Origin of the sequence: Streptomyces sp. NPDC088747 (assembly GCF_044751025.1) — a bacterium.
GTDB lineage: Bacteria > Actinomycetota > Actinomycetes > Streptomycetales > Streptomycetaceae > Streptomyces.
On sequence record NZ_JBIVKZ010000016.1, the window covers coordinates 168,011 to 190,656 of the forward strand.

Sequence of the window (22,646 nt, forward strand, 5' to 3'; positions counted from 1 at the left end):
GGGTCCGGGCGCGGGAGTACGACATCTCCCCGCAACGAAGTCGATTCAACTTCTTGACAGGAGCCTTTGGTGGCGGCCACGCTTCGGGCACTCCGAGTGGGCACGTTCCCATCGTCGTTTGGGAACGTACCCACCAGGACAAATCGGGCCCGTGGAGCGGACCACGGGGCTCGTACTCCGGTGCGTCAGCGCCGCCGCTAGGAGGACTGAATGGGCAAGGCCCGAAGGAAGTTGTGTACACGAGCCGTGGCCGCCGTGTCGGCGTTGTCGGCTCTCGGTCTGGTCGTGGGCTGCGGAGGAAGTGGCAGCGGGGGGACCGGTGGCGGGAAGAAGGACGGCAAGGTCACCATCACCATGGGGCTGTTCGGCGTCATGGGCTTCAAGGAGACCGGCCTGCTCGACAAGTACATGAAGGAGCACCCGGACGTCGTCATCAAGGCGGACGTCGCGGGCGACGAGCAGACGTACTACACGGCCCTGCAGACCCACCTGGCCGCCGGCAGCGGGCTGAAGGACATTCAGGGCATAGAGATCGGCCGGGCCAAGGAACTGTCCGACACCCAGAAGGACAAGTTCGTGGATCTGGCCGGAGCGGCGGGAACGGACCACTTCCTGCCGTGGAAGCAGAGCCAGGTCACCACCGCGGACAAGAAGGTCATTGGCCTGGGGACCGACATCGGCCCGATGGCGGTCTGCTACCGCAAGGACATGTTCGAGCAGGCCGGCCTTCCCACCGAACGCGATGAGGTCGCCGCGCTGTGGGAAGGCGACTGGTCGAAGTACGTAGACGTGGGCAAGGAGTTCAAGCAGAACTCCAAGGACGACAAGCTCGCCTTCATGGACAGCTCCAGCGGGCTGTTCAACGCCATGATCTACGGCGACTCCCAGCAGTTCTACGACAAGAAGGGCGAGCTGATCTACGCGACCAACCCGGTCGTGAAGGACGCGTGGAAGCTGGCCTCTGAGGCGGCCACGTCCGATCTGACCGCCAAGCTCCGCCAGTTCCAGCCCGGTTGGGACCCCGGCCTCGCCAACAGCACCTTCGCCACCACGGTCTGCCCGGCGTGGATGCTCGCGCACATCAGCGAGAAGGCGGGACCGGCGAACAAGGGGAAGTGGGACGTCGCCAAGGCGCCCAAGGGCGCCAACTGGGGCGGCTCGTTCCTCGGAGTGATGGAGAAGAGCCCCGTCAAGAAGGAGGCGCAGGACCTCGTCGCCTGGCTCACCGCCCCCGAGCAGCAGGCCTACCTGTTCAAGGAGATCGGCAACTTCCCGTCGTCGCAGGCCGCGTTGGAGATGCCCGAAGTGGTCGGCGCGAAGTCGGACTACTTCAGCGGTGCGCCCATCGGCGCGATCTTCGGAGCCGCGGCCAAGGAGATCCCCGACGAGCAGGTGCTCGGCCGCAAGGACGGCACCATCAAGGACATCTTCTCGCAGGGGCTGACCTTGATCGAGGCGCAGAACAAGAGCCCGAACGACGCCTGGGAGACCACGGACAAGCGCATCGAGAAGGCCGCCGGCTGACCTCGTAGAACCGGTCCGTCGCCCACCTCCGCAGCCGCCCGGCGGCCCGCACGGCCCGTGCGGGCCACCGGGCCCCCGGCCCGCCCTCAGCTCACCCTCCAGGAAGGACGCCTTCCGGTGGCCATCTCCACCTCGACACCCCCACCCGGTGCGCCCGGCACCGCCCCGTCGGACGGGCCCGGCACCGCCGCGGAGCGTCAGCGCCGCAGTACGCTGCTGCACCGTCTCGACGTGCGCGGCGCCCCGTACGCCTTCATCGCCCCCTTCTTCGTCGTCTTCGCCGCCTTCAGCTTCTACCCGCTCCTCTACACCTCGTGGATCTCGCTGCACCGCGTCGAACTGTCGACCCTGAACCTCATGGAGTGGGTCGGCTTCGACAACTACACGGCCCTGTGGGAAGACGACCGCTTCTGGAACGCGCTGCTCAACACCTTCACCATCGGTGTCCTGTCCACCGTGCCGCAGCTGTTGATGGCGCTCGGGCTGGCGCACCTGCTCAACTACCGGCTGCGCGGCTCGACGTTCTTCCGCGTCGCCGCCCTCACCCCGTACGCCACGTCGGTGGGCGCCGCCGCCCTCGTGTTCACGATGCTCTTCGAACGCGACTTCGGCATGATCAACTGGATGCTGAGCCTGGTCGGCATCGACAACATCGACTTCGAGAACAACAAATGGGCCGCGCAGACGGCCATCTCCACGATCGTCATCTGGCGCTGGACCGGCTACAACGCCCTGCTCTACCTCGCGGCGATGCAGGCGATCCCGCGCGACCGCTACGAAGCCGCGGCCATCGACGGCGCCTCGCGGTGGCAGCAGTTCCTGAAGGTCACCGTCCCCGGCATCCGCTCGACCATCGTGTTCACCATCGTCCTGTCCACGATCGGCGCCACCCAGCTCTTCGGCGAGCCCCTGATCTTCGGCCAGGGCCCGAACGGCATCACCGGGGGAGCGGACAACCAGTACCAGACGCTGGGACTGCTGCTGTACGAGGAGGGCTGGAAGAACTACCAGATGGGCCGGGCCGCCACGGTCGCCTGGGCGATGTTCCTGCTGCTCATCGTCCTGTTCGTCGTCCAACGACTCGTCACGCGCTTCCTCGCGCGGAAGGCCTGACCGGGAGATCTCCATGACCACAGACAGCATCCCGGTCCAGACGCCGGACGCACGCGCCGGGACCCCGCGAAAGGCACGGAAGGACACCCCCTCGGGCGGCCGGAGCCGGCAACTGTTCCGGCACCCGGGTGCCGGACGCCAGCACCACGCGGGCCCCGTCGCCTACATCCTCCTGGGAATAGCGGCCCTGTTCTCGCTCTTCCCCCTCTACTGGACGATGGTGGCGGCCTCGACCGACAACACCCGCGTCACCCAGACGCCTCCGCCGTTCCTGCCAGGACCCCATCTGCTGGAGAACCTCGGCAAGGCATGGCAGGACGCCGCGCTCGGCAAGGCCATGCTCAACAGCCTGATCGTGGCCGGTGTGATCGCCCTGTCGACGGTGCTGTTCGCCACCCTCGCCGGATTCGCCTTCGCGAAACTCCGCTTCAAGGGCCGCAACATCCTGCTCATGCTCGTGATCGGCACGATGCTGGTGCCGCCCCAGCTCGGCGTCGTACCCCTGTTCATGATGATGACGGAGCTGGGCTGGGGCCAGCGGCTGCCCGCCGTCATCTTCCCCACGCTCGTCAGCGCCGTCGGCGTGTTCTTCATGCGGCAGTACCTCAGCGAGGCCCTGCCCGACGAACTCGTCGAGGCCGGACGGGTGGACGGTGCGCACTCCCTGCGCATCTTCTGGAGCATCGTGCTGCCGATCGCCCGGCCGCCCATGGCCGTTCTGTTCATGATCACCTTCGTGCACGCCTGGAACGACTTCTTCTGGCCGTTCATCGTGCTCGACATGTCCAATCCGACGGTGCCTGTCGCGCTCACCCAGCTGAGCGCGGGATATGTGCGCGACCAGTCGCTGATCATGGCGGGCGCCCTGCTGGGGACGCTGCCCCTGCTCGCCATGTTCATCGTCTTCGGCCGTCAGATCGTCGGCGGAATCATGCAGGGCGCGGTCAAGGGGTGAGCGCTCCGCCGCCCCCTCACTGTCGCGGTCCGCCGATGTCCGCCACTCCACTTTCCCTCTCCCGCCCCGCAGTTCATCTGGAAGGACTCCCGTGACCACCGTTACCCGACGTGTCGCGCCCGCCCCGGGAAACGCCGACGCCATCCGATTCCCCCAGGGATTCACCTGGGGCACGGCGACCGCCGCGTACCAGATCGAGGGTGCCGCCTCCGTCGACGGACGCACCCCTTCCATCTGGGACACCTACTCGCACACGCCCGGCAGGGTGCGCAACGGCGACACCGGTGACGTGGCCACCGACCACTACCACCGCTGGCGCGAGGACGTCGCGATCATGGCCGACCTCGGTGTGAGCGCCTACCGGTTCTCCCTGTCGTGGTCGCGGGTGCAGCCGACCGGCCGGGGCCCCGCCGTGGAGAAGGGACTCGACTTCTACCGCGCCCTGACCGACGCGCTGTTGGAGAAGGGCATCGAACCGGTCGTCACGCTCTACCACTGGGACCTGCCGCAGGAACTGGAGGACGCGGGCGGCTGGCCGGAACGCGTCACCACCGACCGGTTCGCCGACTACGCAACGCTGGCGGCCCGTGCGCTCGGGGACCGGGTGACGACCTGGACCACCCTCAACGAGCCCTGGTGCAGTGCCTTTCTCGGCTACGGATCAGGTGTCCACGCTCCCGGCCGCACCGATCCGGTGGCGGCCCTGCGCGCGGCGCACCACCTAAACCTCGCGCACGGCAAGGCCGTTCAGGCGCTGCGCGCCGAACTGCCCTCGCGCGCGCGGACGTCCATCACGCTCAACATCCACCACGTCCGGGCGCTGACCGAGGCCGCCGAGGACCTGGACGCGGCCCGCCGGATCGACGCGCTGGCCAACCGTGTGTTCACCGGCCCGCTGCTGGAGGGCGCGTACCCGCGGGATCTCCTTGAGGACACGGCGGGTCTGACCGACTGGTCGTTCGTACGGGACGGCGACGTCGCCACGATCAACCAGCCGCTGGACTTCCTGGGCGTCAACTACTACACGCCCACCCTGGTCTCCGCGGCCACCGGCGAGGCGGGCCACGGTTCCGACGGTCACGGGATGAGCGATCACAGTCCCTGGCCGGGTGCCGACCAGGTCGCCTTCCACCGTCCGGCGGGCAGCACCACCGCGATGGGATGGGCGGTCGATCCCAGCGGGCTGTACGACCTGCTGCTGCGGCTCAAGGCGGACTTCCCCGCGACGCCGCTGATGATCACCGAGAACGGCGCCGCGTTCGACGACTACGTCAACCCGGACGGCGAGGTGGCCGACCCCGACCGCATCGCCTATCTGCACGGCCACCTGTCGGCCGTGCAGCGGGCGATCGCCGCGGGCGTCGACGTACGCGGCTACTTCCTGTGGTCCCTGCTGGACAACTTCGAGTGGGGCTACGGGTACAGCAAGCGCTTCGGTGCCGTCTACGTCGACTACCCGACCGGGAAGCGCATCCCCAAGGCCAGTGCACGCTGGTACGCCGACGTGGCCCGCACGGGCACGCTGACGGACCGGGACGGCGAGAGCCGATGACTTCCGTGTGATGCCGGAGCAGGGCCGGGCACCGGTGGCTTGAACGCCGGTCGCACTCACAGGGGCCCAGGGCGTGCCGGCGGCTGGAGAAGCCGTGGCGCGCTCTGGGCCCTTTTTCGCTGGGGTCCTGTGTGCTTTCCGGCCAGTTCTCGCGAGGTGCGGCCTTCGGGACCGCCGTCGTCAGTGGTCGCCGCCTTGGTGGACGTTCAGGCTTTCCAGAAGCGCGATGTCGTGATGGTCGACGTCCCTGAGCGTGTATCCGCTGCGGAAGTCGAGTTGCTTGGAGACCGACAGGCACGGGACGGTCCGGCCCTGGAGCGTACCGACGGTGAAGGCCCCCTCGGGATACAGGAAGCAGCCGCCGTCGAGGTCGGCCTGCCGCCCGACTCCCTCGGCGTCGAAGACGACCGGATGCAGATCCACCCAGCGCCGTCCGGGAGCCGCGAGTTCCACCCGCGTAGGACGCTGGTCCGTCTCCACCCGGTATCCGAACGCTTCCAGCGCGTCGACCGTCGCGGTCTCGCTCGTGGCGTCCAACGCGAGGTCCACGTCACGGTGTTGACGTGTCTGACGCCCCACCAGAACGTCGACTCCCCACCCGCCGGCGACCCAGTACGAAGCGTCGGCGGACTCCAGGATGTCCAGCAGGTCGAAGAGATCAGCGATGTTCATCGAGCCAACCCAACCAGTAAGCCGAACCGTTAGCAAGATGCCTACGAATCCATGCAAAAAGTGAACATATGCGCGACGTGCTGGTGTGGTCCATGGGTCGGAAATCGGCCCGATCGGCAGCTCCCGATGATGGCCGTCTTGAATTTCCTAAGTTCTGTCATTAGTTTGCTCTTCCAGTCAGCTCATCCGACCTAACAAGGTGGATAACTTGCTGTACTTGGACTCAGCCACCGCCGAGCACTGCACCGACTGGTTACCGACCGGGCTCATCCATGGCGTGACCACCAACTCGACTCTCCTGGCTAAGGCCGGCGCCACCTCGGTGTCCTCGACCGTCAAACGCATCCTTGCCGGTGGATCCGCCGAAGTGCATGCGCAGGTCCTGTCCGAAGCGGACGCGGAGGCCTACCAGCAGGCGATGGCGTTGGCCAGCCTCGATCCGCGAGTCCGGGTGAAGATCCCCTTCGTGACCTCGGCGGGACGGTGCCGGGCGGGACTCATTCGTCGTGTGCGTGACGCCGGGGTCAAGGTGAACGTCACCGTCTGCACCTCGCGCGCCGAGTTGTACGCGGCCCTGATGCTGCAACCCGAGTATCTGAGCCTGCTCTGGTGCCGCACGCGCGACGCGGGGGAGGACCCCGCCCAGGCGGTTCGTGCGGTGGCCACCCGTCGCGCGCTGGCCGGCACCGGTACGCGCCTGGTCGTCGGAAGCGTCCGCGAGCCCGCCGACGTCACCGCGGCGCTCGATACCCCCTGCGACATCGTGACGGTGCCCCCGGCCGTCCTGGAGCGGTGGATCGACCATCCGCGCAGCGTGGAGATGGCCCGACAGTTCGCCGCGGATGCCGAGGGGCTCGTCGCATGAGTCGCATGACCGGAGGCCCGGCGCAGGTGCCGTTCGCGGCCCCCCTGATCGGTGAAGAGGAGATATCCGCCGTCACCGAGGTACTGCGCGGCGGATGGATCGGCACAGGCTCCGTCGCGCGGGACACCGAGAGCCGTTTCAGCCGCTACCTCGGCGTCGAGCACTCGCTGCTGCTCAACTCCGGTACGGCGGCGCTGCATCTCGCGCTGCTGGCGCTCGGGGCCGGTCCGGGCGACGAGGTCATCGTGCCCACGACGACCTTCACGGCATCCGCCGCCACGGTCGTGCACGCGGGCGCCACTCCCGTGCTGGTCGACGTCGAGCCGCACCGGCTCACCATCGACGTGGAACAGGTACGACAGCACCTCACCGGGCGCACGCGCGCGGTGATGGCCGTTCACTTCGCCGGCCGCATGGCCGACATGCGGGCGCTTCGGCACCTCTGCGACGAACACGGCCTGGCTCTCATCGAGGACTCGGCCCACGCTCTGCCCGCCGAACGTGACGGGGTGACGCCGGGTCGGCTCGCCGACGCCACGGCGTTCTCGTTCTTCGTGACGAAGCCACTGACCAGCGCCGAAGGCGGCCTTCTGGTCTGCCATCGCGCCGACTTGGCGGCAAGAGCCCGCACGCTGAGCGCCCACGGCATCGACCGCGACGCGTTCGCGCGGCATCACTCGGGACGGTCGCCGCACTACGACGTCGTAGCGGCCGGCATGAAATACAACATGCCGGACGTGGCCGCGGCCCTGCTGCGCTGCCAGTTGGACCGCTGCGACGCGCTGCACGAACGCCGACGTGCGATCGGGGAGCGCTACGCGAAGGGACTCGCCTCCCTGCCCGGCCTGCTGCTGCCGCTCGCCGACACCGCACTGGACAGCTCGTCGTGGTACCTCTACGCCGTCCAGGTACCCGAGGGCATCGACCGCGACGACGTGGCGGACCGGCTCAGCCGCCGCGGCATCGGAACCAGCGTCCACTTCAGACCGCTGCACCAGTTCAGCTACTACCGTGCCGAACTGCCTTCCGCCGCGAAGGACTTCCCCGTTGCCGACGCCGCCTACCGGAGACTTCTGTCGCTCCCGATCTTCCCGGCGATGACGAACGAGGAAGTGGACTCCGTCATCGCGGCCCTGACGGACGAACTTCGGCGCAGTGCCGGTGCGCGATGACCCAACTGGTCGTTCTCTGCGGCGGGCTGGGAACCCGGATGGCCGCGGTCAGCGAGGGCGTGCAGAAGTGCATGGTGCCCGTCGCCGGCCGTCCCTTCCTGAGCCATGTACTGGACCGGGCCGTACGGCCGCCTGTCGACCGGGTTCTGCTCCTCGCGGGGCACGACGCCCGCTCCGTACGGGAGTTGGCCGACGCCTGGCAGCCGCCCCACCAGGGAGAGTCGCTCTCCACCCCAATTCCCGGAAGCGGAACACCTCTTCACGTGGAAACCCTCGTGGAAGCCGCGCCCGCAGGTCCCGTCGGTGCGCTGCGCGAGGCGTCGTCCCGGCTCGACGATGAGTTCCTCCTCGTTCTCGGCGACGTCCTGCCGCCCGACAGAGGGGACTTGTGGCAGGCCCTCAGCGGCACCCTGCGTCGACAGCGGGCACAGGCCGTCATGTCGGTCGCCCCCGAGAACCGCTCGCACGACCCCGGCAACATCAGCGTCGACGGTCCGTGGATCGACCGTTATGACAAGGGAACCGCCGCGCCGTACATCGACCGCGGGGTCCGGTTCCTTCGCCGCGACGCGCTGGAGTCCCAATCCGGCGACAGCGACGGTCCGTTCTTCGGGGCCCTCGCCGCACAGCGCCGGCTCGCCCACTGGATCTGCGACGAGCCGATCATCGAGATCGGCACCCCGGATCGCTGGCGGCACGCCTGCGCCACCCTGGCCGACCTTCCCAGCGGGCCCCGCTCCACGCCCTCCCGAGCCGAGAGGAAGCGCCGATGACGACGGTTCGCAGCTCCGCTCCGATGCGCATCAGCATCGCCGGCGGGGGCACCGACCTACCCGAGTACTACCGGCACGGCCCCACCACCGTCGTAGCGGCCGCCCTGCCGCTGCGTGTGCACGTCAGCGTCGCCGACCGGCCGGCCCACGCACTGGCCGGGCTGAACGCGGCGGGCACCCCGTGGCACTACCTCCTGCCGCCCGACGACAGTGCGCGGCACCCGTATCCCGCGGCCGCGGCAGTTGTCCTCGGGCTGAAAAGGCTGCCCAGCATCGCCGTAGGCTCCGTGGTGCCTCCCGGTTCGGGTCTCGGCGGTTCCGGCGCCTACTCCGTCGCCCTCGTCGACGCGCTCGCCCGCTGGAGCGGTCGGGCCCTGCCGCCGCACCGGACCGCTTCCCTCGCGTTCCGGCTCGAACGCGAAGTGCTCGGCCGCACGATCGGACAGCAGGACGCCTGGGCAGCCGCGCTGGGCGGCGCGCAGCGCCTCCGCTTCGAACCCGACGGGTCCGTCACCGCCACCCCCAGTCCCGCCCTGTGCTCCGCGCTGGCCCGGCTCATCGACAACGGCCTGCTGCTCTACCGCGTCCCCGGCACCCGAGACGCCTCCCGCGTCCTGTCCCGGGCCCCAGAAGTCACCCCGGTACACCACCGTCGGGCGACAGCCGCCGCCGCGCGCACCGAGGAAGCCTTCCTGAGCGGTGACATCGCCGTGGTCGGCGCGGCCCTGCGGGCGCACTGGGCCCGGAAGATCGCCGCCAATCCGGCCGCCGACCACCCCATGTGCCGACGGATCGGGCAGGCCCGCGACACCGACGGAATAGCCGGGTTCAAACTGATCGGCGCCGGAGGCGGGGGACACGTGCTCATCGCGGCCGACCCCGCTCGCGTAGACCGTGCCCGAGCCTTCCTGGACGGACTCGGCCTCACCCACGTCCCGTTGCGGATCTCCCAACAGGGCCTGGACAGCACCTGGTCGACGGCGGAGCCCGGCCGATGCGAGGGGGACACATGCGCGTCGGCGTGATCGGTGCCGGGTTGCAGTGCGGGCGGCGTATCTCGGCGCTGGCCGCGGACGACGAGCTGGTCGGCATCGCCGCACCCGAACTCGACGGGACATGGACCCGTGGCCACTCGGTCAGGACCCGCGTATTCGACCACTGGGACCAACTCCTCGCGCAGCCCGAGCTGGACGCGGTCATCGTCGCGACGCCACCCGACTCGCACCTTGAGGCGACCGTCGCGGCTCTCACCGCAGGCAAGCACGTCCTGTGCGAAAAGCCGCTCGCCCGCGGCAGCGAGGAGGCGGCCCGGATGGAGGCCGCGGCACGCGACCACGGAAGGGTCCTGCACTGCGGGTTCAACCACCGCTTCCACCCCGCCGTCCGTGCGCTGGCCCGGATCGTGGCCGATGCCGCCTACGGCAGACCCCTCTCGGCCCTGGGCGTGTACGGCTACGGCATCCGCGAGGGCTACTCCGACGAATGGCGCGCCGACCCGGGCATCGTGTCGGGCGGTCAGCTGATGGAACAGGGCATCCACCTGGTCGACCTGATCGACGGCCTGTTGTGGCCGGTCGACGACGTGATCGCTCACACCCAACACTCGTTCGGCCTGCCGACCGGGATCGAGGACGACGCCCACGTCATGCTGCGATCGGCCGCGGGCCAGGTCGGCATGGTCCGCAGCAGCCTGAGCCAGTGGCACAACCGCTTCCTGTTCGAAGTCACCTTCGAGCAGGCGACCGTACGGATCGACGGACTGACCGGTTCCTACGGCGAGCAGACCCTGACGGTCGAGCGCCGTGACGACGGGCCGTTCGGCGCGCACGTCACACGGTTCCGTGGCGCCGACCGGTCCTGGGCCGCGGAATGGGCCCACTTCCGGGAGCTGAGTGCCCAGAAACCCACGCCGCCCCCCGATTCGGCCGGCCGACGTGCCCTCGCCGTCGTCGAGGCCGCCTACCGCTCCACCCACGCCGGTCGCTGGACCCCCGTCACGAAGGAGACACCATGAGCCTGTCCAGCATCACAGCCCTCCGCGACGCGGCCGCCACCGTCACGGCCGGCCTGGACACGGACGCGCTCACCGCGGCCGTAGGGGTGCTCGCCGGCTGCCGGGCCACTCGCGGGGTCGTCCTGACCGCCGGGATCGGCGGATCCAGCTCCACCGCCTCCCACTTCGCCGCCGACCTGACCAAGTTCACCCGCACCCCCCACGAGCCGCACCTGCGCGCCGTCGCCCTGCTGGACAACATCGCCTGCCACACGGCGTGGACCAATGACGACGACCCCGGCCTGGCCCTGGCCCACCTGGCCGAACCATGGCTGCCCAGCCACCCGGGCGCCCGCGACGCCGTCGTGCTCTTCTCCGTGCACGGCGGCGCCCGCGACGGCTCCGTCTCACGCGGTCTGGTGGAACTGGCCGCCTTCGCCCGCAAACAAGGCGCCGCGGTGATCGCCGTGACCGGCTTCGACGGGGGAGCCACCGCCGATCTGGCCGATGTGCACATCAACGTCCCGCTGGACCGCGAGCCGCTCGCCACGCCCGGTATCGAGTCCGTCCACCTTCTCGTCGCGCACGCCCTCTGCCTCGCCCTCACCGATGGAGCAAAGCGATGACCCGACCTCGCACCCTGGTGACCGGCGGCGCCGGTTTCATCGGAAGCCATGTCGTCGACCACCTGGTCGCCGCGGACGGCCCACCCGTCGCGGTGGTCGACAACTTCTCCAACACGACGCGTAGTTGGGTCGAGGCGCACGAGCGTGACGGCACCGTCGTCGTCCACGAACTGGACGTCCTGGAAACCGACCGGCTGACCGAGGTGATGTCGGACGGCGTGGACCAGGTCATCCACCTGGCCGCCAGCGTCGACATGCGCGTCGGTCTTGAGGACAACTGGGTCGACATTCAGCAGTCGGTCCTCGGAACCCGCTCCGTCCTCGAGGCCATGCGGCGGGCCGACGTGAGGCAGATCGTCTTCTCCTCTTCCTCGACCGTCTACGGCGAGCTCGCGCAGCGCCCCACCGCCGAGCATCACGGCCCCATGCTGCCCATCTCCGTCTACGGCGCGGCCAAGCTCGGCGCCGAAGCGCTGATCTCCTCCTACTGCCACCTCTACGGATTCCGGGCGGGCATCTTCCGCTTCGGCAACGTGGTCGGCGGACGCATGAACCACGGAGTCATCTACGACTTCCTCAACAAGCTGCGCGAGGACCCCAGTCGGCTCCACATCCTGGGCGACGGGCATCAGCGCAAGAATTACTTCCTCGCCGAGGACTGCGCCCGCGGCATCGTGGAGCTGGCCGCCGCTGCGAAGACCGACATCCTAGTCGCCAACCTGGGCTCCACCGAGACCGTCACCGTCGCCAGGATCGCCGCGATCGTGCTGGAGGAACTCGGCCTGGACGCGGAGATCGAGTACGGCGGCGGCAAGCGCGGCTGGCCCGGCGACGTCCCGGTGGTGGAGTTCGACCTGTCCAAGGCCCACTCCATGGGCTGGCACAGCTCGCGGGAGTCCGAGGAAGCCATCCGTGAGGCGGTACGCCGCCAGATAGGTGAAGCCGGGCATGCCTGACGTCCTCCTGGTCGGCGACTGGCACCTCGCGTCGGTGACCGCCGCCGGGCTGACACGGCTCGGCTACACGGTCCACGTACGGCCCGACGCCGTCGAAACGCCGGGCCGGGCAGGCTTCGGCGCGCTTGAAACGCCGGGCGTTGCAGGCTTTGACGCCGTCGAGATGCCGGGCCGGGCAGGCTTTGACGCCGTCGAGATGCCGGGCCAGGTACCCTTCGACGTCGTCGAGACGCCGGGCCAGACACCCTTCGACGACGCCCTCGATTCGCCGGACCGGGCAGCCTTCGACGCCCTCGCTCGTGGGCACCGCTGCGGCGACGAACCCGAGGTCGCCGGAATCCTCGCCGCCGCGCGGGAGAACGGCACCCTGCGACCGGTGCTCGACGAGACGCAGGCCGCCGAGGTCCTGCGGCACGCCGACATGAGCCTCGTCGTCCACGACACCGGAACCGCCGCCGACGGCACCGTCACCGACCCCCGGCCGGTCGCCGCACTGCGCCAACTGCTGGGAGACCACCGGCGCCGCGGACCGGTGGTCGTCGCGAGCCAGCTCCGCGCGGGCACCTGTGACGCCGCCCTCGCCGACGCCGGCCTGCAGGCCGACAGTCCCGACCTGATCCACATTCCCGAGAACCTGCGCCTGGGCCGAGCGGTCTCCGACTTCCTCCAGCCCGCTCGGACCGTCGTGGGCTGCAACTCCCCCCATCTGCCCCAAGCCGTGCGCGACTTGCTGGACCGTCTCGGTTCCCGCGACGAACTGCACATGCGGCTCGTCGAGGCGGAGCTGGTCAAACACGGCACCAACGCCTACCTCGCCCTGTGCATCACCCTCGCCAACGACCTGGGGACCGTCGCCGGTCATCTCGGCGCCGATCCGGTGACGGTCCTGGACGGCGTCCGCGCCGACGAACGGGTCGCCGCCGGAGCCCCGCTGCGGCCCGGAGAACCGTACGCGGGCGCAACCCTGCACCGTGACGTGCGCGCCCTCGTGGAACACGGTGAACCCATCGGCCGCGACGGCCTCTTCCGTGCGGTGGCCCATGCCAACGCTGTCCACGCGCTGGCTCCGCTGGCAGCCCTGGACAAGCACCTCGAAGGCGTGGCCGAGCGCACGGTCTGCCTGCTCGGCCTCACCTACAAGCCCGGGGTGTCCACGCTCCGCGACTCCGCGGCCCTGCGGCTGGCCGACGAACTGCACGCACAGGGTGCCAGGGTCACCGCCTACGATCCGATCGCCGAAACCGCCGACCTCCCGGACATGCAGCGCCGCACCACCTTCACCGAGGCGGCGGCCGACGCCGACTGCGTGGTGCTGACCGTGGAGCATCCGGCCTTCACCGACCCGGCATTCTTCGAGAGCGCCACCCCGCGACACGCACTGCTCCTGCGGCTGACCGGAGCGGAGCGCCGCAGCCGCGTACCGACCCCGCACGGGTGGAGGTCGGTGGACCTGTGGAACAGCTGACCACCGCCGCACGGAACCGGGGATGGTGCGTGTTCTTCGACCGGGACGGCACGCTCAACACCCATGTCCTACGCAGGGGACGGCGCACTTCCCCGCGGCACGCAGAGGAATGGACCGCCCTGCCCGGCATTCAGGAGTGCTTCACCCAACTGCGCGCGGCCGGCGCCCTGATCGCCCTCTTCACGAACCAGCCCGACCTGTCCCGCGGACTGCTCGACCCCTCCGCACTCGACCGGATGCACCGTCGACTCGGTCGGCTCGACGGCGTCTACGTGTGTTCGCACAGCGCGCGGCACCGCTGTCACTGCCGCAAGCCCTCCAGCGCTCTGCTGCGCCAGGCAGCCGTCGACCTGTCGGTGGACCTCGCGGCCAGTTACCTCGTCGGGGACCGTCCCACCGACGCGCAAGCCGGTCTGAACGCCGGATGCACCGCGGTCCTGCTCACTCCACGCACCCCGCCGCGGGCCAGCACGGTGACCGGAGTGCACTACGCCTCCGATCTCCTGGAAGCCGCCCACACCGTGCTGCGCCACCGCCGCTCCCGAACCGCCCGGCACACAAACGGAACCCCTTCACCCAAGGAGTCAGCCCGATGAAGCTCGGCACCATTCTCGACATGTCCGAGTTCGGCGACCTGCACGGCGGCGACGTCGTGGCCGAAGCGCTGGACCGTAAGTGGATCGAGAACTTCGCGGAAGGCCAGTACGTCTACCGCGCCCCCTGGGTCCGCCTGCTGCGGCGCCTGCAGAGCGAGATACTCGACCGTGCCTACGCCAACGACTTCGAGGAGTGGCTGTTCCCGCGCCTGATCCCGCGTCAGGCGCTGGACGACTTCCGGCTGAGCCAGTACGCCCCCGAACTCCTCGTCCCGGCAGGCCCGGACGGCGACCAGGTCCTCGACCCGGTCCAGTGCATCAGCCTCTACCACCTCATGCGCGGCCGGCAACTGTCGCTGGACGAGCTGCCGTTGCGCATCGTGGAGACCCTAGGCGGCTGGACCTGGCGCAACGAGTACTCCGCGGACCTGGACGGCCCCATCAAGGCGCGCGAGTTCCTCCGTGTCGAGCATGTCTTCTTCGGCACCCGTGAGCAGGTCCGCGCGACCCGCGGCCAGGTGCGCCAGACCCTGACCGACCTCCTCTCCGGATGGGGGCTGAGCTGGCAGGTCGTCGCCGCCGAGGGCTGCATGGAAATACCGTCCCTCGTCGAGGCGCAGGACGACGCGGAGACCGCCGACGAGGTGCCCGTGCAGGACATCGAGGTCCCGCTCAGCAGCAACCGCCCCGACCGGGCCCGCCCTGGCTGGGCCGACCACTTCGACGAGCGGTTCGACCTCCGGGAGATCTCCGGCTGCTCCGCCGAGGGCACCCACCAGACCGAGAGCTTCCACATCACCGCGGAAGGCCAGGAGTTGTGGAGCGGCTGCTGCGGCATCGGCCTCAACCGGCTCGTCGTGGCCTACCTCTACCAGCACGGGTTCGACGCCGCACTCAAGGAGCTCGATGCCTGACCACCGGCTGGCGGTCCTGCTCCTGACCAACGAGGGCTTCCGACAGGTCGACGGCGGCGTGGCCCGCTACATCCACAACATCCTCGACTCCCGGGACGACGTCGCCGCGATCGCCGACGAACGAGGGGTCGAGGTGGAGTGGCACGTCGCCGAACGTGCCAACTGCGCCGGCCTGGACGAGAAGCGCTTCGCCCAGGCCCTGGACCGATACGTCCACCACGGCACCGTGCGCTATCACCCGATGGCGGACCCGCGCGCCCACAGCTGGGAGATGGACCACTTCGAGCACTGCATGGCCCTCGGCTCGGCGGCCGGGCAGGTCGCTCTCACGGTGGGGCGCGGGGCGGACTCCCTCCTCGTCATCTCCGGGATGAGCATGTTCGCCATGGCCGCACGCTTCGTCGTCCGGGCCGCCGACCAGTTCGGCATCGCGGCAAGCCATGTGCACATGACCCACAACCCCGTCCTACGTCCCGACGGCGACGCCGAGTTGCCCGAGACCTACGCCGACTCGGTGATGGGACACCTGGCCCGGTCGGACCCGCGCGTGTCCATCGGCTGGGAGTCCCACTGGATGCGCCACCAGTACCAGCAGGTCTACGGAATCCCGGACGACAAGACCCTCTACGCCCGCGCCGGCGTACCCACCGACGACGCCAAGTTCCGGCCGGGCCCACCGGATCCCGCGCTCCTGCGCGAACTCGGCATCCCCACGGACCGTGACCTGGTGGTCAGTTGGGGCCGGGGGGTGGCGGAGAAGGGCTTCCACAAGCTGGTCGACGCCGCTCGCCTGACCGGGGACCGACTGGTCCCGGTGATCCTCAACCCACGCCCGTACACCGACCTGGAGGAGCACGTCCGGCACACCGGATCACCTGCCGTGCTCCTCCACGGCCAGGACGACCGAGTCCTCACCGCCCTCTGCCAGTGGCCCAGAACCCTGTCCGCGGCCTTCCTGTCCGAGCGGGAAGCCGCCTCCGTCACCCCCGTGGAGGCCGCGCTGATGAACAACGGGAAGGGCCTGGTCGTCGCCGTACTGCCCACCGGCGTCTACCCCGAACTCGTCGAACCCGGTGTCAGCGGACTGGTGGCGGCCGGGCGGGAAACCGCTGACGCCACCGCGATGCTCACGGCCGTGACCGAGCTGACTCTCAAGGAGAGGGTGGACCTCAGTCAGGCGGCCCTGGCACGAGCCCGCCAGGAACACGACTTCCGTACGAACTGGCGGCGCTCCTTCCAGGCGATGCTCGACCGGCACCTGACGGTGATCGGCGCTCCGCTCCGCAGCGAAGCGCCGGTATGAGAACCGGGACGCGGACGTGCCTCCTCGCCGGCCCGACACCGATGGCACGCGGGCCGCGAGGGTCGGACCGCCTGGCCGGTACCCCCCGGTACACCGACCGGCCGAAAGCACCTCTGTTCCGTGCCGAACCCGCACGAGACGGGGTCGGCACAGGCCCGCCGCCCACAGCCACGAAGACAGTGAGAGGAACCACGACACATGCCGGCCCAGGAACCGCTCGTCCACGCCGACGCACTGGTGAAGCGCTATGGGGACTTCACCGCGCTGGACGGCGTTGAGTTCGAGGTCCGGCAGGGCCAGGTCTTCGGCCTGCTCGGACCGAACGGGGCCGGAAAGTCCTCCACAATGCGCATGATCAGCTGTATCTCCAAGCCGACGGAGGGCACGCTGCGCATATTCGGCATGGACGCGATCGCCGACGGACCCGCGATACGCGCGAGGATCGGAGTCTGTCCCCAACAGGACACACTCGACCCCGAACTGAGCCTCCTGCAGAACCTCACCGTCTTCGCGCGCTACTACCGGATCCCGCGTGCGACAGCCGCCGCACGAGCCGCCGAACTGCTGGCGTTCGTCCGTCTGGAGGACCGGGCCGGCCATCGCGTCGATTCGCTGTCCGGCGGCATGAAGCGGCGTCTGAGCATCGCCCGGGCCATGATCAACGACCCGGAACTGATCCTCCTGGACGAGCCCACCACAGGACTCGACCCCCAGGCCCGCCATCTCCTCTGGGAGCGCCTCGACCAGCTTCGCCGACGGGGCATCACCCAGATACTCACCACGCACTACATGGACGAGGCCGAGCAGCTCTGCGACTGGCTCGTCGTCGTGGACAGTGGGCGGATCGTCGCGACCGGCACACCCAGCGGGCTGATCGCTCAGTACTGCACCAAGGAGGTCGTCGAAGTGCGCCTTCGTCGGGCCGACGCACCCATCGACGAACTGAACCGACTGGGACTGCGCGTCGAGATGCTGCCCGACCGAGCGCTGATCTACGCCGACGACGGTGAGGCCGCGGCCTCCGCCATCCACCGGCACGGCATCGAGGTCCGCAGTGTCCTGGTCCGCCGGGGCGGACTCGAGGACGTCTTCCTGCACCTCACCGGCCGAACCCTGGTGGACTGACCGTGGCCCTCATCGATTCCCGGGCTGTCGCCGTCACCGCGCACCTGTTCACCAGCTACCGCCGCACCTGGCTCGACTCGGTGTTCAACTCCTTTCTGCTGCCACTGTGCCTGCTCACCGGCATCGGCTGGTCGGTGGGCCGGTACGTCGGTGACGAGCCCCAACCCGGCGTCTCCTACTTCGCCTTCGTCGGTGCCGGACTTCTGGCCACCTCAGTCGTCCAGATCGGCGCCGCGGAGTCCGCCTGGGCGGTCTTCGGCGGCTTCGAGTGGAGCCGTATCTACCACGCCATGCGGCTCACACCGGCCAGACCTGCGGACATCCTGACGGGGCATCTGGCCGCGGTCGTCGGGCGGGCGACCCTCGGTGGACTCAGCTTCCTGATCGTCATCGAGCTGTTCGGCGTCGGACATCGGTGGACCGCCCTGGCGGTCGTCCCGCTGCTGCCACTGTTCGCCGTCTCGATCGCCGCTCCGGTCATGGCGTTCAGCGCCACCGTGCGCAGCGCCGGGATGTTCGACGTCCTGTTCCGTATCGGCATCGTCCCCATGGCCATGTTCAGCGGCATCTACTTCCCGCTCGACGTCCTGCCCGCGCTGCCCCACGCCGTGGTCCTGGTCCTGCCCCTGGCGCACGCCGCCGACCTGTCCCGCATGCTGCTGCTCGGTTCCGGCAGCGCAGAGGACGCGGTCGTCGACCTGCTCTGTCTGACCGCCTGGGCCGTCGCCGGACTCGCTCTCGCCCGCCGCGCCTTCTCTCGACGCCTCTCGGACTAGGAGGGTCTGTGCCTGTATCCACGGCCGCGGTACTCAGCCGAGCGGAGACCGTCCGACCCGCCCATGTCTGGGCGGTGTTCCTGCGCAACGTCGAGGCGGCCCGCCACGCGTCATACCTGTGGGTCCTGCTGTCCGGCCTCTTCGAACCCGTCTTCTTTCTCGGCGCGATCGGCGTCGGCGTCGGCACCCTGGTCGGCGATCTGAACGTCTACGGCCAGCCGGTCAGCTACGCCACGTTCGTGGCCCCGGCGATGCTCGCGTCCTCCCTCATGAACGGTGCCGTGTCGGAGTCGACGTTCACCTTCTTCACCAGGCTCAGGATGACGAGGCTGCACGACGCCACGGCCTGTACTCCTGTCTCCTCGCTCGCGATCGTCTGCGGCGAGATGCTGTGGAACGTCGCCACGAGCGCCGTGCACGCAGTGTCGTTCCTGGCCTTCATGTGCGCACTGGACCTGGTCCAACCCACCCGACTCCCGGCGCTGTTCGTCGCCGCCCTCCTGGTGAGTGCCGCGTTCTCCGCGATGGGTCTCGCCCTGTCCACGTTCCTGCGGGGCACGCACGACTTCGATCGCGTCAACCTCGTGACCTTCAGCATGTTCGTCTTCTCCGGCACGTTCACGCCGACCGACGGCTACCCCGCGGCACTCGGGTTCCTCGCCCAGTGCACGCCTCTGGCCCAGGCCGTCGACCTGGTCCGGGGCCTGTCGCTCGACACGATCGGCTGGGCCACGGCACTCCCCGTCGTCTACCTGCTCGTCCTGATGGCAGGCGGACTGCTCCTTGCCGGCCACCGAGTGGAGAGGATCCTGCGCGCATGACCGCGACCTCCGCCCAAACCGCGGGAGTGAAGAAGGGCCCGGCCCAGTACCGGGCCGTGGACGCCCGCACCAACGGCACCCTCGTCGAGGACTCCGGACCAGATGCCCGCCTGGTCGACGAATCGGTGGCCCGAGCAGTGGTACGGCTCTCCGGTCCGGACGAGTACGTCGAATTCCACCTGGTGGCTCCCGCCGACGCGCTGACCCTGCGCTTCTCGCTGCCCGACGCCCCCACGGGCGGCGGCCGCACCGAACGGCTGCTCCTGCACATCGACGGGGAGGAATCCCATCGGCTGACCCTGAGCTCCCGCCACTCCTGGTACTACGGCGCATATCCGTTCACCAACGACCCGGCAGCCGGTCGCGCACACCACCTCTACGACGACGTACACGTACTCCTCGGCCGGACCTGCCCGCCGGGCACACGCGTCACTCTGCGGCCGGCGGCGGAGGCGGAGGCGGAGGTGCCGGTCACCGTCGACATCGCCTGCTTCGAGGAGACCGGCGGACCGGCATCCCCGCCGCGGGGCGCCCTGTCGGTGCTTGACTTCGGGGCGGATCCGACGGGTTCGGTCGACTCGACCTCGGCCGTCCGGGCCGCTGTCGAGGCGGCCACCGGGACCGAGCGCGCCGTCTGGCTACCCCGCGGTGTCTACACGGTGACCGACCACATCGTTCTGGACCGTGTCACGATCCGCGGCGCCGGCCCCTGGTACACCGAACTGCGGGGCGCCGGTGTCGGCCTGTACGGGCACCCGGCGCCTCGCCCCAGTACCGGCGTGCACGTGTCCGGACTCGCGATCTTCGGTGACGTCACCGAGCGCGACGACTCGGCACAACACAACGGAATCGGGGGCGCGTTGGGCGGAGGCTCCACCATCGAGGATGTGTGGATCGCCCACACCAAGTGCGGCATGTGGTTGGACGGTCCCTTCGAGGACCTGATCATCCGGAACGTCCGGATCATGAACACCACTGCCGACGGCATCAATCTGCACCGCGGGGTCTCGGAAGTCGCCATCACCGGCTGCCACATACGCAACACCGGTGACGACGCCATCGCCCTGTGGTCCGACGGGCTGGCCACCCACCACAACACGGTGCACGCGAACACCGTCGTGCTGCCAATGCTGGCCAATCACATCGCCGTCTACGGCGGTCACGACAACCGGATCACGGGAAACCTGCTGGCCGACTCCGTCGCGGAGGGGGGCGGGATCCACATCGCCAACCGCTACGGCGCTGTCCCCGTCGCGGGAACAACCCTCGTCGAGGGAAACTCCCTGATCCGAACAGGCTCCTACCATCCTCAATACCGCGCGGGAGTGGGCGCCTTGTGGCTGCTGGCGGACGACGCACCCATGACGGGTGACGTGACCGTCCGCGGGAACATCCTGACCAACAGCGCTTACGCGGCCGTGCAGTTGAGCGGTGACCGGATCGACGGCGTGGCCGTGGACGGGATGACCATCGAGGGCGCGGGCACCTGCGCGGTCCAACTGGAGGTGACCGGATCCGCCCGCTTCACCAACGTCACAGCCGTCGGGCTGGGCGTGACCGGGCTGCACCGCGCCGCTCCGGGATTCGACCTCCTCCGCGGCGCGGGCAACGAGGGCTGGGACGAGGAGCTGCCCGAACTCCCGCCCGACGGCGCCCTCTACGCGTCGGTCACCCGTCTCGACTTCGGAGCAGTTACGCCGCTCACCGCGAGCGCCCCCCAACGCCTGGAACTCCACAATCCCGGCCCCCGGCAGCTCCTCGTCCAACAGGTCGAACTCACCGGAGACTTCACCGCCGCTCCGCCCACCCCGCCCACCCCGGCCACGATCGCGCCCGGAGCAACTGCCGTCCTCAGCCTGGGATTCACCCCCTCTCGTACCGGCCGGTGCACCGGGGTACTCACCGTGCACTCGAACGCACCGCGCAGTCCGCTCCACGTCGACCTGACCGGTGTCGGTTTCGACCCGGCCGGGGACAGAGCTCTCGGGCGAGGAGTCAAGGCGAGTACGGCGATGGGTGGTTTCCCGCCCGAGTCCACCGTCGACGGCACCGAGAGGACGTGGTGGCAGAGTGACGGCATGGGGTTTCCGCAGTGGCTCCAGGTGGACCTCGGCGAGCCTGTGCCTCTCGCGCGCATCGTCCTGAGAACGCCGCGGAGTTGGGACGAACGAACCGAGACCCTGGCAGTCCACACCGGTCTCGCGGAGACCGATCTCGCCCCCGCCACCCCCGCCATACCCTGCCGATTCGCTCCGGAGCGGCGCAACACCGTCGTCCTGCCGCTCACTCGCACGGCCCGGTTCGTCCGCCTACAGGTCACCGACAACACCGCCTGGGCGGGGGCGGCCCTCTCCGCCTTCGAGGTGTACGCGGCGGATAGTGGGTGAACGAGGTGACGGTCACGGCCGGGTTTGCCGTCTCGTTCGCCCGTGATGATGTCGATCGCGTCGGCCGCGATCACGCTGAGGGCGTCTTCCACGCGGGAAGCCGTGCTGAGCCGCCATTGCCGTTTCCCCTCGGGCGTGAGAATCGCAGCGGCCCGCCCCTGAGCGCTGCGGTCGTTGATGACTCGGACAGCGGATGCGGGGAGAGCGTCCCGGAGTGCCGCCGCTGTTGCGGCAGCGTGAATCGACTCCCGCAGTTCCCGGGCGAAGTCGAGTTGGGCAGTGCTGCACGACCTGCCGCGCTCATCAGCACGCGGTTGGCGCCCTCACTCGTGCGCCTAAGATTCCGGGTCGGCGCAGAAGCCCGGCGCGGACCAACTGATCGGCGGCACCAGCTTCGTCGGCCAGGACAACTACCAACAGGCCTTGCAGGAGGACCAGTTCTGGGTATCCCTCGTGCGGGTCTTTGATGACGCCACCCTGTACTGGCTGACGCGGATCGGCGGATCGGCCGCCCGCATCTACTACGAAAGCCACAACTCACTCGACCCCGAACTCCGGGTCGACGTTCCGTCGGCGATCAGTATGTATCCCCGCGACATCGAGAAGTGTCCGCGCCCGTGGGCGCAGGAGCGGTACCGACGGATCGTCCGATGGAAGTCGCCGGAGAACGGGGGGCATTTCCCGTCGCTGGAGGTCCCCGAGTATTTCGTCAAGGATCTGCGAGAGGGCCTCGCGGCTGTGCTGGGCGCACATCGGTGAACGGGGCTCGGCGGCCCGGCACTTGATCGCCGCCTTTGACCGCCGCCTGATCCGGCTCGCGGCCTTGCCCGGCGGTTGCAGAGCCGTTCCGCTGCCTGCCGGGCCGGGTGGGTCGAGAGGTCCCGGTCCGTCGGCGGCCACCAGATCCCCGACTCAGCCCGACCTGACCCGCCCCGGCCAGGCCTGGCCTCATGTCGCCGAACGCCGTCCGCCGAACAGGCCTGTCGCCGAGCCGGACCCTGTCGGGCGCGGCCCGGCTCGCGACCGGACTCGCGCGCCGCGTCCGGTCGCCGCGGTCC

At 69.4% G+C, this 22,646-nt stretch carries 20 protein-coding genes and 3 pseudogenes; 21 read left to right on the forward strand and 2 right to left on the reverse strand.

Annotated features, from left to right (window positions below):
• Nucleotides 1-210 precede the first annotated feature (210 nt).
• The 4 genes from ACIP79_RS31895 (at nt 211) to ACIP79_RS31910 (ending at nt 5,144) form a co-directional block, all read left to right on the forward strand.
• Complete coding sequence (locus ACIP79_RS31895) at nt 211-1,524, forward strand: ABC transporter substrate-binding protein (protein ID WP_401228740.1); 1,314 nt, start codon at nt 211-213, stop codon at nt 1,522-1,524.
• 117 nt (nt 1,525-1,641) lie between these two features.
• A complete protein-coding gene (locus ACIP79_RS31900; protein ID WP_401228742.1) occupies nt 1,642-2,637 on the forward strand; it encodes a carbohydrate ABC transporter permease in 996 nt (331 codons plus the stop codon).
• Nucleotides 2,638-2,650: 13 nt separating this feature from the next.
• Nucleotides 2,651-3,592, forward strand: coding sequence for a carbohydrate ABC transporter permease (locus ACIP79_RS31905; protein ID WP_387179314.1), 942 nt, complete (start codon nt 2,651-2,653; stop codon nt 3,590-3,592).
• A gap of 91 nt (nt 3,593-3,683) precedes the next feature.
• On the forward strand, nt 3,684-5,144 hold the full coding sequence (locus ACIP79_RS31910) for a GH1 family beta-glucosidase (protein ID WP_401228744.1): 1,461 nt from the start codon (nt 3,684-3,686) through the stop codon (nt 5,142-5,144).
• Between the two features lie 180 nt (nt 5,145-5,324).
• Here the strand turns inward: ACIP79_RS31910 and ACIP79_RS31915 are convergent, their stop codons facing one another.
• Entirely contained in the window at nt 5,325-5,816 is a 492-nt protein-coding gene (locus tag ACIP79_RS31915; protein ID WP_401228746.1) for a nucleotidyltransferase domain-containing protein, read from the reverse strand.
• Nucleotides 5,817-6,033: 217 nt separating this feature from the next.
• Between ACIP79_RS31915 and ACIP79_RS31920 the strand changes: the two genes are divergently transcribed.
• The 15 genes from ACIP79_RS31920 to ACIP79_RS31990 all read left to right on the forward strand — a co-directional run bounded on the left by ACIP79_RS31920 (nt 6,034) and on the right by ACIP79_RS31990 (nt 21,588).
• Nucleotides 6,034-6,681, forward strand: coding sequence for a transaldolase family protein (locus ACIP79_RS31920; RefSeq protein WP_401228748.1), 648 nt, complete (start codon nt 6,034-6,036; stop codon nt 6,679-6,681).
• Entirely contained in the window at nt 6,678-7,853 is a 1,176-nt protein-coding gene (locus ACIP79_RS31925) for a DegT/DnrJ/EryC1/StrS family aminotransferase (RefSeq protein ID WP_401228751.1), read from the forward strand. Before ACIP79_RS31920 ends, ACIP79_RS31925 begins: the two co-directional genes overlap by 4 nt.
• Complete coding sequence (locus ACIP79_RS31930) at nt 7,850-8,626, forward strand: NTP transferase domain-containing protein (protein ID WP_401228752.1); 777 nt, start codon at nt 7,850-7,852, stop codon at nt 8,624-8,626. Before ACIP79_RS31925 ends, ACIP79_RS31930 begins: the two co-directional genes overlap by 4 nt.
• Entirely contained in the window at nt 8,623-9,651 is a 1,029-nt protein-coding gene (locus ACIP79_RS31935) for a hypothetical protein (protein WP_401228754.1), read from the forward strand. The genes ACIP79_RS31930 and ACIP79_RS31935 overlap by 4 nt, the downstream gene beginning before the upstream one ends.
• A complete protein-coding gene (locus ACIP79_RS31940) occupies nt 9,636-10,640 on the forward strand; it encodes a Gfo/Idh/MocA family protein (RefSeq protein ID WP_401228756.1) in 1,005 nt (334 codons plus the stop codon). The genes ACIP79_RS31935 and ACIP79_RS31940 overlap by 16 nt, the downstream gene beginning before the upstream one ends.
• Nucleotides 10,637-11,245: an SIS domain-containing protein gene (locus ACIP79_RS31945; RefSeq protein ID WP_401228758.1), complete on the forward strand. Its 609-nt coding sequence runs from the start codon at nt 10,637-10,639 to the stop codon at nt 11,243-11,245. The genes ACIP79_RS31940 and ACIP79_RS31945 overlap by 4 nt, the downstream gene beginning before the upstream one ends.
• A complete protein-coding gene (locus ACIP79_RS31950; RefSeq protein WP_401228759.1) occupies nt 11,242-12,201 on the forward strand; it encodes an NAD-dependent epimerase/dehydratase family protein in 960 nt (319 codons plus the stop codon). The genes ACIP79_RS31945 and ACIP79_RS31950 overlap by 4 nt, the downstream gene beginning before the upstream one ends.
• Nucleotides 12,194-13,666, forward strand: a complete 1,473-nt coding sequence (locus tag ACIP79_RS31955) for a UDP binding domain-containing protein (RefSeq protein WP_401228761.1) — start codon at nt 12,194-12,196, stop codon at nt 13,664-13,666. Before ACIP79_RS31950 ends, ACIP79_RS31955 begins: the two co-directional genes overlap by 8 nt.
• Complete coding sequence (locus tag ACIP79_RS31960; protein WP_401228763.1) at nt 13,654-14,262, forward strand: D-glycero-alpha-D-manno-heptose-1,7-bisphosphate 7-phosphatase; 609 nt, start codon at nt 13,654-13,656, stop codon at nt 14,260-14,262. The genes ACIP79_RS31955 and ACIP79_RS31960 overlap by 13 nt, the downstream gene beginning before the upstream one ends.
• Nucleotides 14,259-15,176 carry an aminoacyl--tRNA ligase-related protein gene (locus ACIP79_RS31965; RefSeq protein ID WP_383688296.1) on the forward strand — a complete coding sequence of 306 codons (918 nt, stop codon included), beginning with the start codon at nt 14,259-14,261 and terminating at the stop codon, nt 15,174-15,176. The genes ACIP79_RS31960 and ACIP79_RS31965 overlap by 4 nt, the downstream gene beginning before the upstream one ends.
• Nucleotides 15,169-16,479 (forward strand): hypothetical protein, encoded by a 1,311-nt coding sequence (locus ACIP79_RS31970; RefSeq protein ID WP_401228766.1) that lies wholly within the window; start codon nt 15,169-15,171, stop codon nt 16,477-16,479. The genes ACIP79_RS31965 and ACIP79_RS31970 overlap by 8 nt, the downstream gene beginning before the upstream one ends.
• A 198-nt stretch (nt 16,480-16,677) precedes the next feature.
• A complete protein-coding gene (locus tag ACIP79_RS31975) occupies nt 16,678-17,604 on the forward strand; it encodes an ATP-binding cassette domain-containing protein (RefSeq protein WP_401228767.1) in 927 nt (308 codons plus the stop codon).
• Between the two features lie 2 nt (nt 17,605-17,606).
• Nucleotides 17,607-18,380 carry an ABC transporter permease gene (locus tag ACIP79_RS31980; RefSeq protein ID WP_401228769.1) on the forward strand — a complete coding sequence of 258 codons (774 nt, stop codon included), beginning with the start codon at nt 17,607-17,609 and terminating at the stop codon, nt 18,378-18,380.
• An 8-nt stretch (nt 18,381-18,388) separates the two neighbouring features.
• Entirely contained in the window at nt 18,389-19,201 is an 813-nt protein-coding gene (locus ACIP79_RS31985; protein ID WP_401228771.1) for an ABC transporter permease, read from the forward strand.
• Nucleotides 19,198-21,588, forward strand: coding sequence for a glycosyl hydrolase family 28-related protein (locus tag ACIP79_RS31990; protein ID WP_401228772.1), 2,391 nt, complete (start codon nt 19,198-19,200; stop codon nt 21,586-21,588). Before ACIP79_RS31985 ends, ACIP79_RS31990 begins: the two co-directional genes overlap by 4 nt.
• Nucleotides 21,589-21,611: 23 nt before the next feature.
• Here ACIP79_RS31990 and ACIP79_RS31995 read toward each other — a convergent pair.
• Nucleotides 21,612-21,878, reverse strand: a pseudogene (locus ACIP79_RS31995) (ABATE domain-containing protein); the annotation flags it as partial.
• On the opposite strand from ACIP79_RS31995, the pseudogene ACIP79_RS32000 reads away from it, so the two are divergent.
• Together ACIP79_RS32000 and ACIP79_RS32005 are read left to right on the forward strand one after the other, a co-directional pair.
• Nucleotides 21,812-21,958, forward strand: a pseudogene (locus ACIP79_RS32000) (IS5/IS1182 family transposase); the annotation flags it as partial. The pseudogenes ACIP79_RS31995 and ACIP79_RS32000 sit on opposite strands and share 67 nt — an antisense overlap.
• Before the next feature lie 86 nt (nt 21,959-22,044).
• Nucleotides 22,045-22,347: pseudogene (locus tag ACIP79_RS32005) on the forward strand (epoxide hydrolase); the annotation flags it as partial.
• Nucleotides 22,348-22,646 lie beyond the last annotated feature (299 nt).

Excerpts from the sequence above, each read along its gene's own strand:
- ACIP79_RS31895 (WP_401228740.1), top strand. The coding sequence starts at position 211 with ATGGGCAAGGCCCGAAGGAAGTTGTGTACACGAGCCGTGGCCGCCGTG.
- ACIP79_RS31905 (WP_387179314.1), top strand. The coding sequence starts at position 2,651 with ATGACCACAGACAGCATCCCGGTCCAGACGCCGGACGCACGCGCCGGG.
- ACIP79_RS31915 (WP_401228746.1), bottom strand. The coding sequence starts at position 5,816 with ATGAACATCGCTGATCTCTTCGACCTGCTGGACATCCTGGAGTCCGCC.
- ACIP79_RS31925 (WP_401228751.1), top strand. The coding sequence starts at position 6,678 with ATGAGTCGCATGACCGGAGGCCCGGCGCAGGTGCCGTTCGCGGCCCCC.
- ACIP79_RS31930 (WP_401228752.1), top strand. The coding sequence starts at position 7,850 with ATGACCCAACTGGTCGTTCTCTGCGGCGGGCTGGGAACCCGGATGGCC.
- ACIP79_RS31935 (WP_401228754.1), top strand. The coding sequence starts at position 8,623 with ATGACGACGGTTCGCAGCTCCGCTCCGATGCGCATCAGCATCGCCGGC.
- ACIP79_RS31940 (WP_401228756.1), top strand. The coding sequence starts at position 9,636 with ATGCGCGTCGGCGTGATCGGTGCCGGGTTGCAGTGCGGGCGGCGTATC.
- ACIP79_RS31945 (WP_401228758.1), top strand. The coding sequence starts at position 10,637 with ATGAGCCTGTCCAGCATCACAGCCCTCCGCGACGCGGCCGCCACCGTC.
- ACIP79_RS31950 (WP_401228759.1), top strand. The coding sequence starts at position 11,242 with ATGACCCGACCTCGCACCCTGGTGACCGGCGGCGCCGGTTTCATCGGA.
- ACIP79_RS31955 (WP_401228761.1), top strand. The coding sequence starts at position 12,194 with ATGCCTGACGTCCTCCTGGTCGGCGACTGGCACCTCGCGTCGGTGACC.
- ACIP79_RS31965 (WP_383688296.1), top strand. The coding sequence starts at position 14,259 with ATGAAGCTCGGCACCATTCTCGACATGTCCGAGTTCGGCGACCTGCAC.
- ACIP79_RS31970 (WP_401228766.1), top strand. The coding sequence starts at position 15,169 with ATGCCTGACCACCGGCTGGCGGTCCTGCTCCTGACCAACGAGGGCTTC.
- ACIP79_RS31975 (WP_401228767.1), top strand. The coding sequence starts at position 16,678 with ATGCCGGCCCAGGAACCGCTCGTCCACGCCGACGCACTGGTGAAGCGC.
- ACIP79_RS31990 (WP_401228772.1), top strand. The coding sequence starts at position 19,198 with ATGACCGCGACCTCCGCCCAAACCGCGGGAGTGAAGAAGGGCCCGGCC.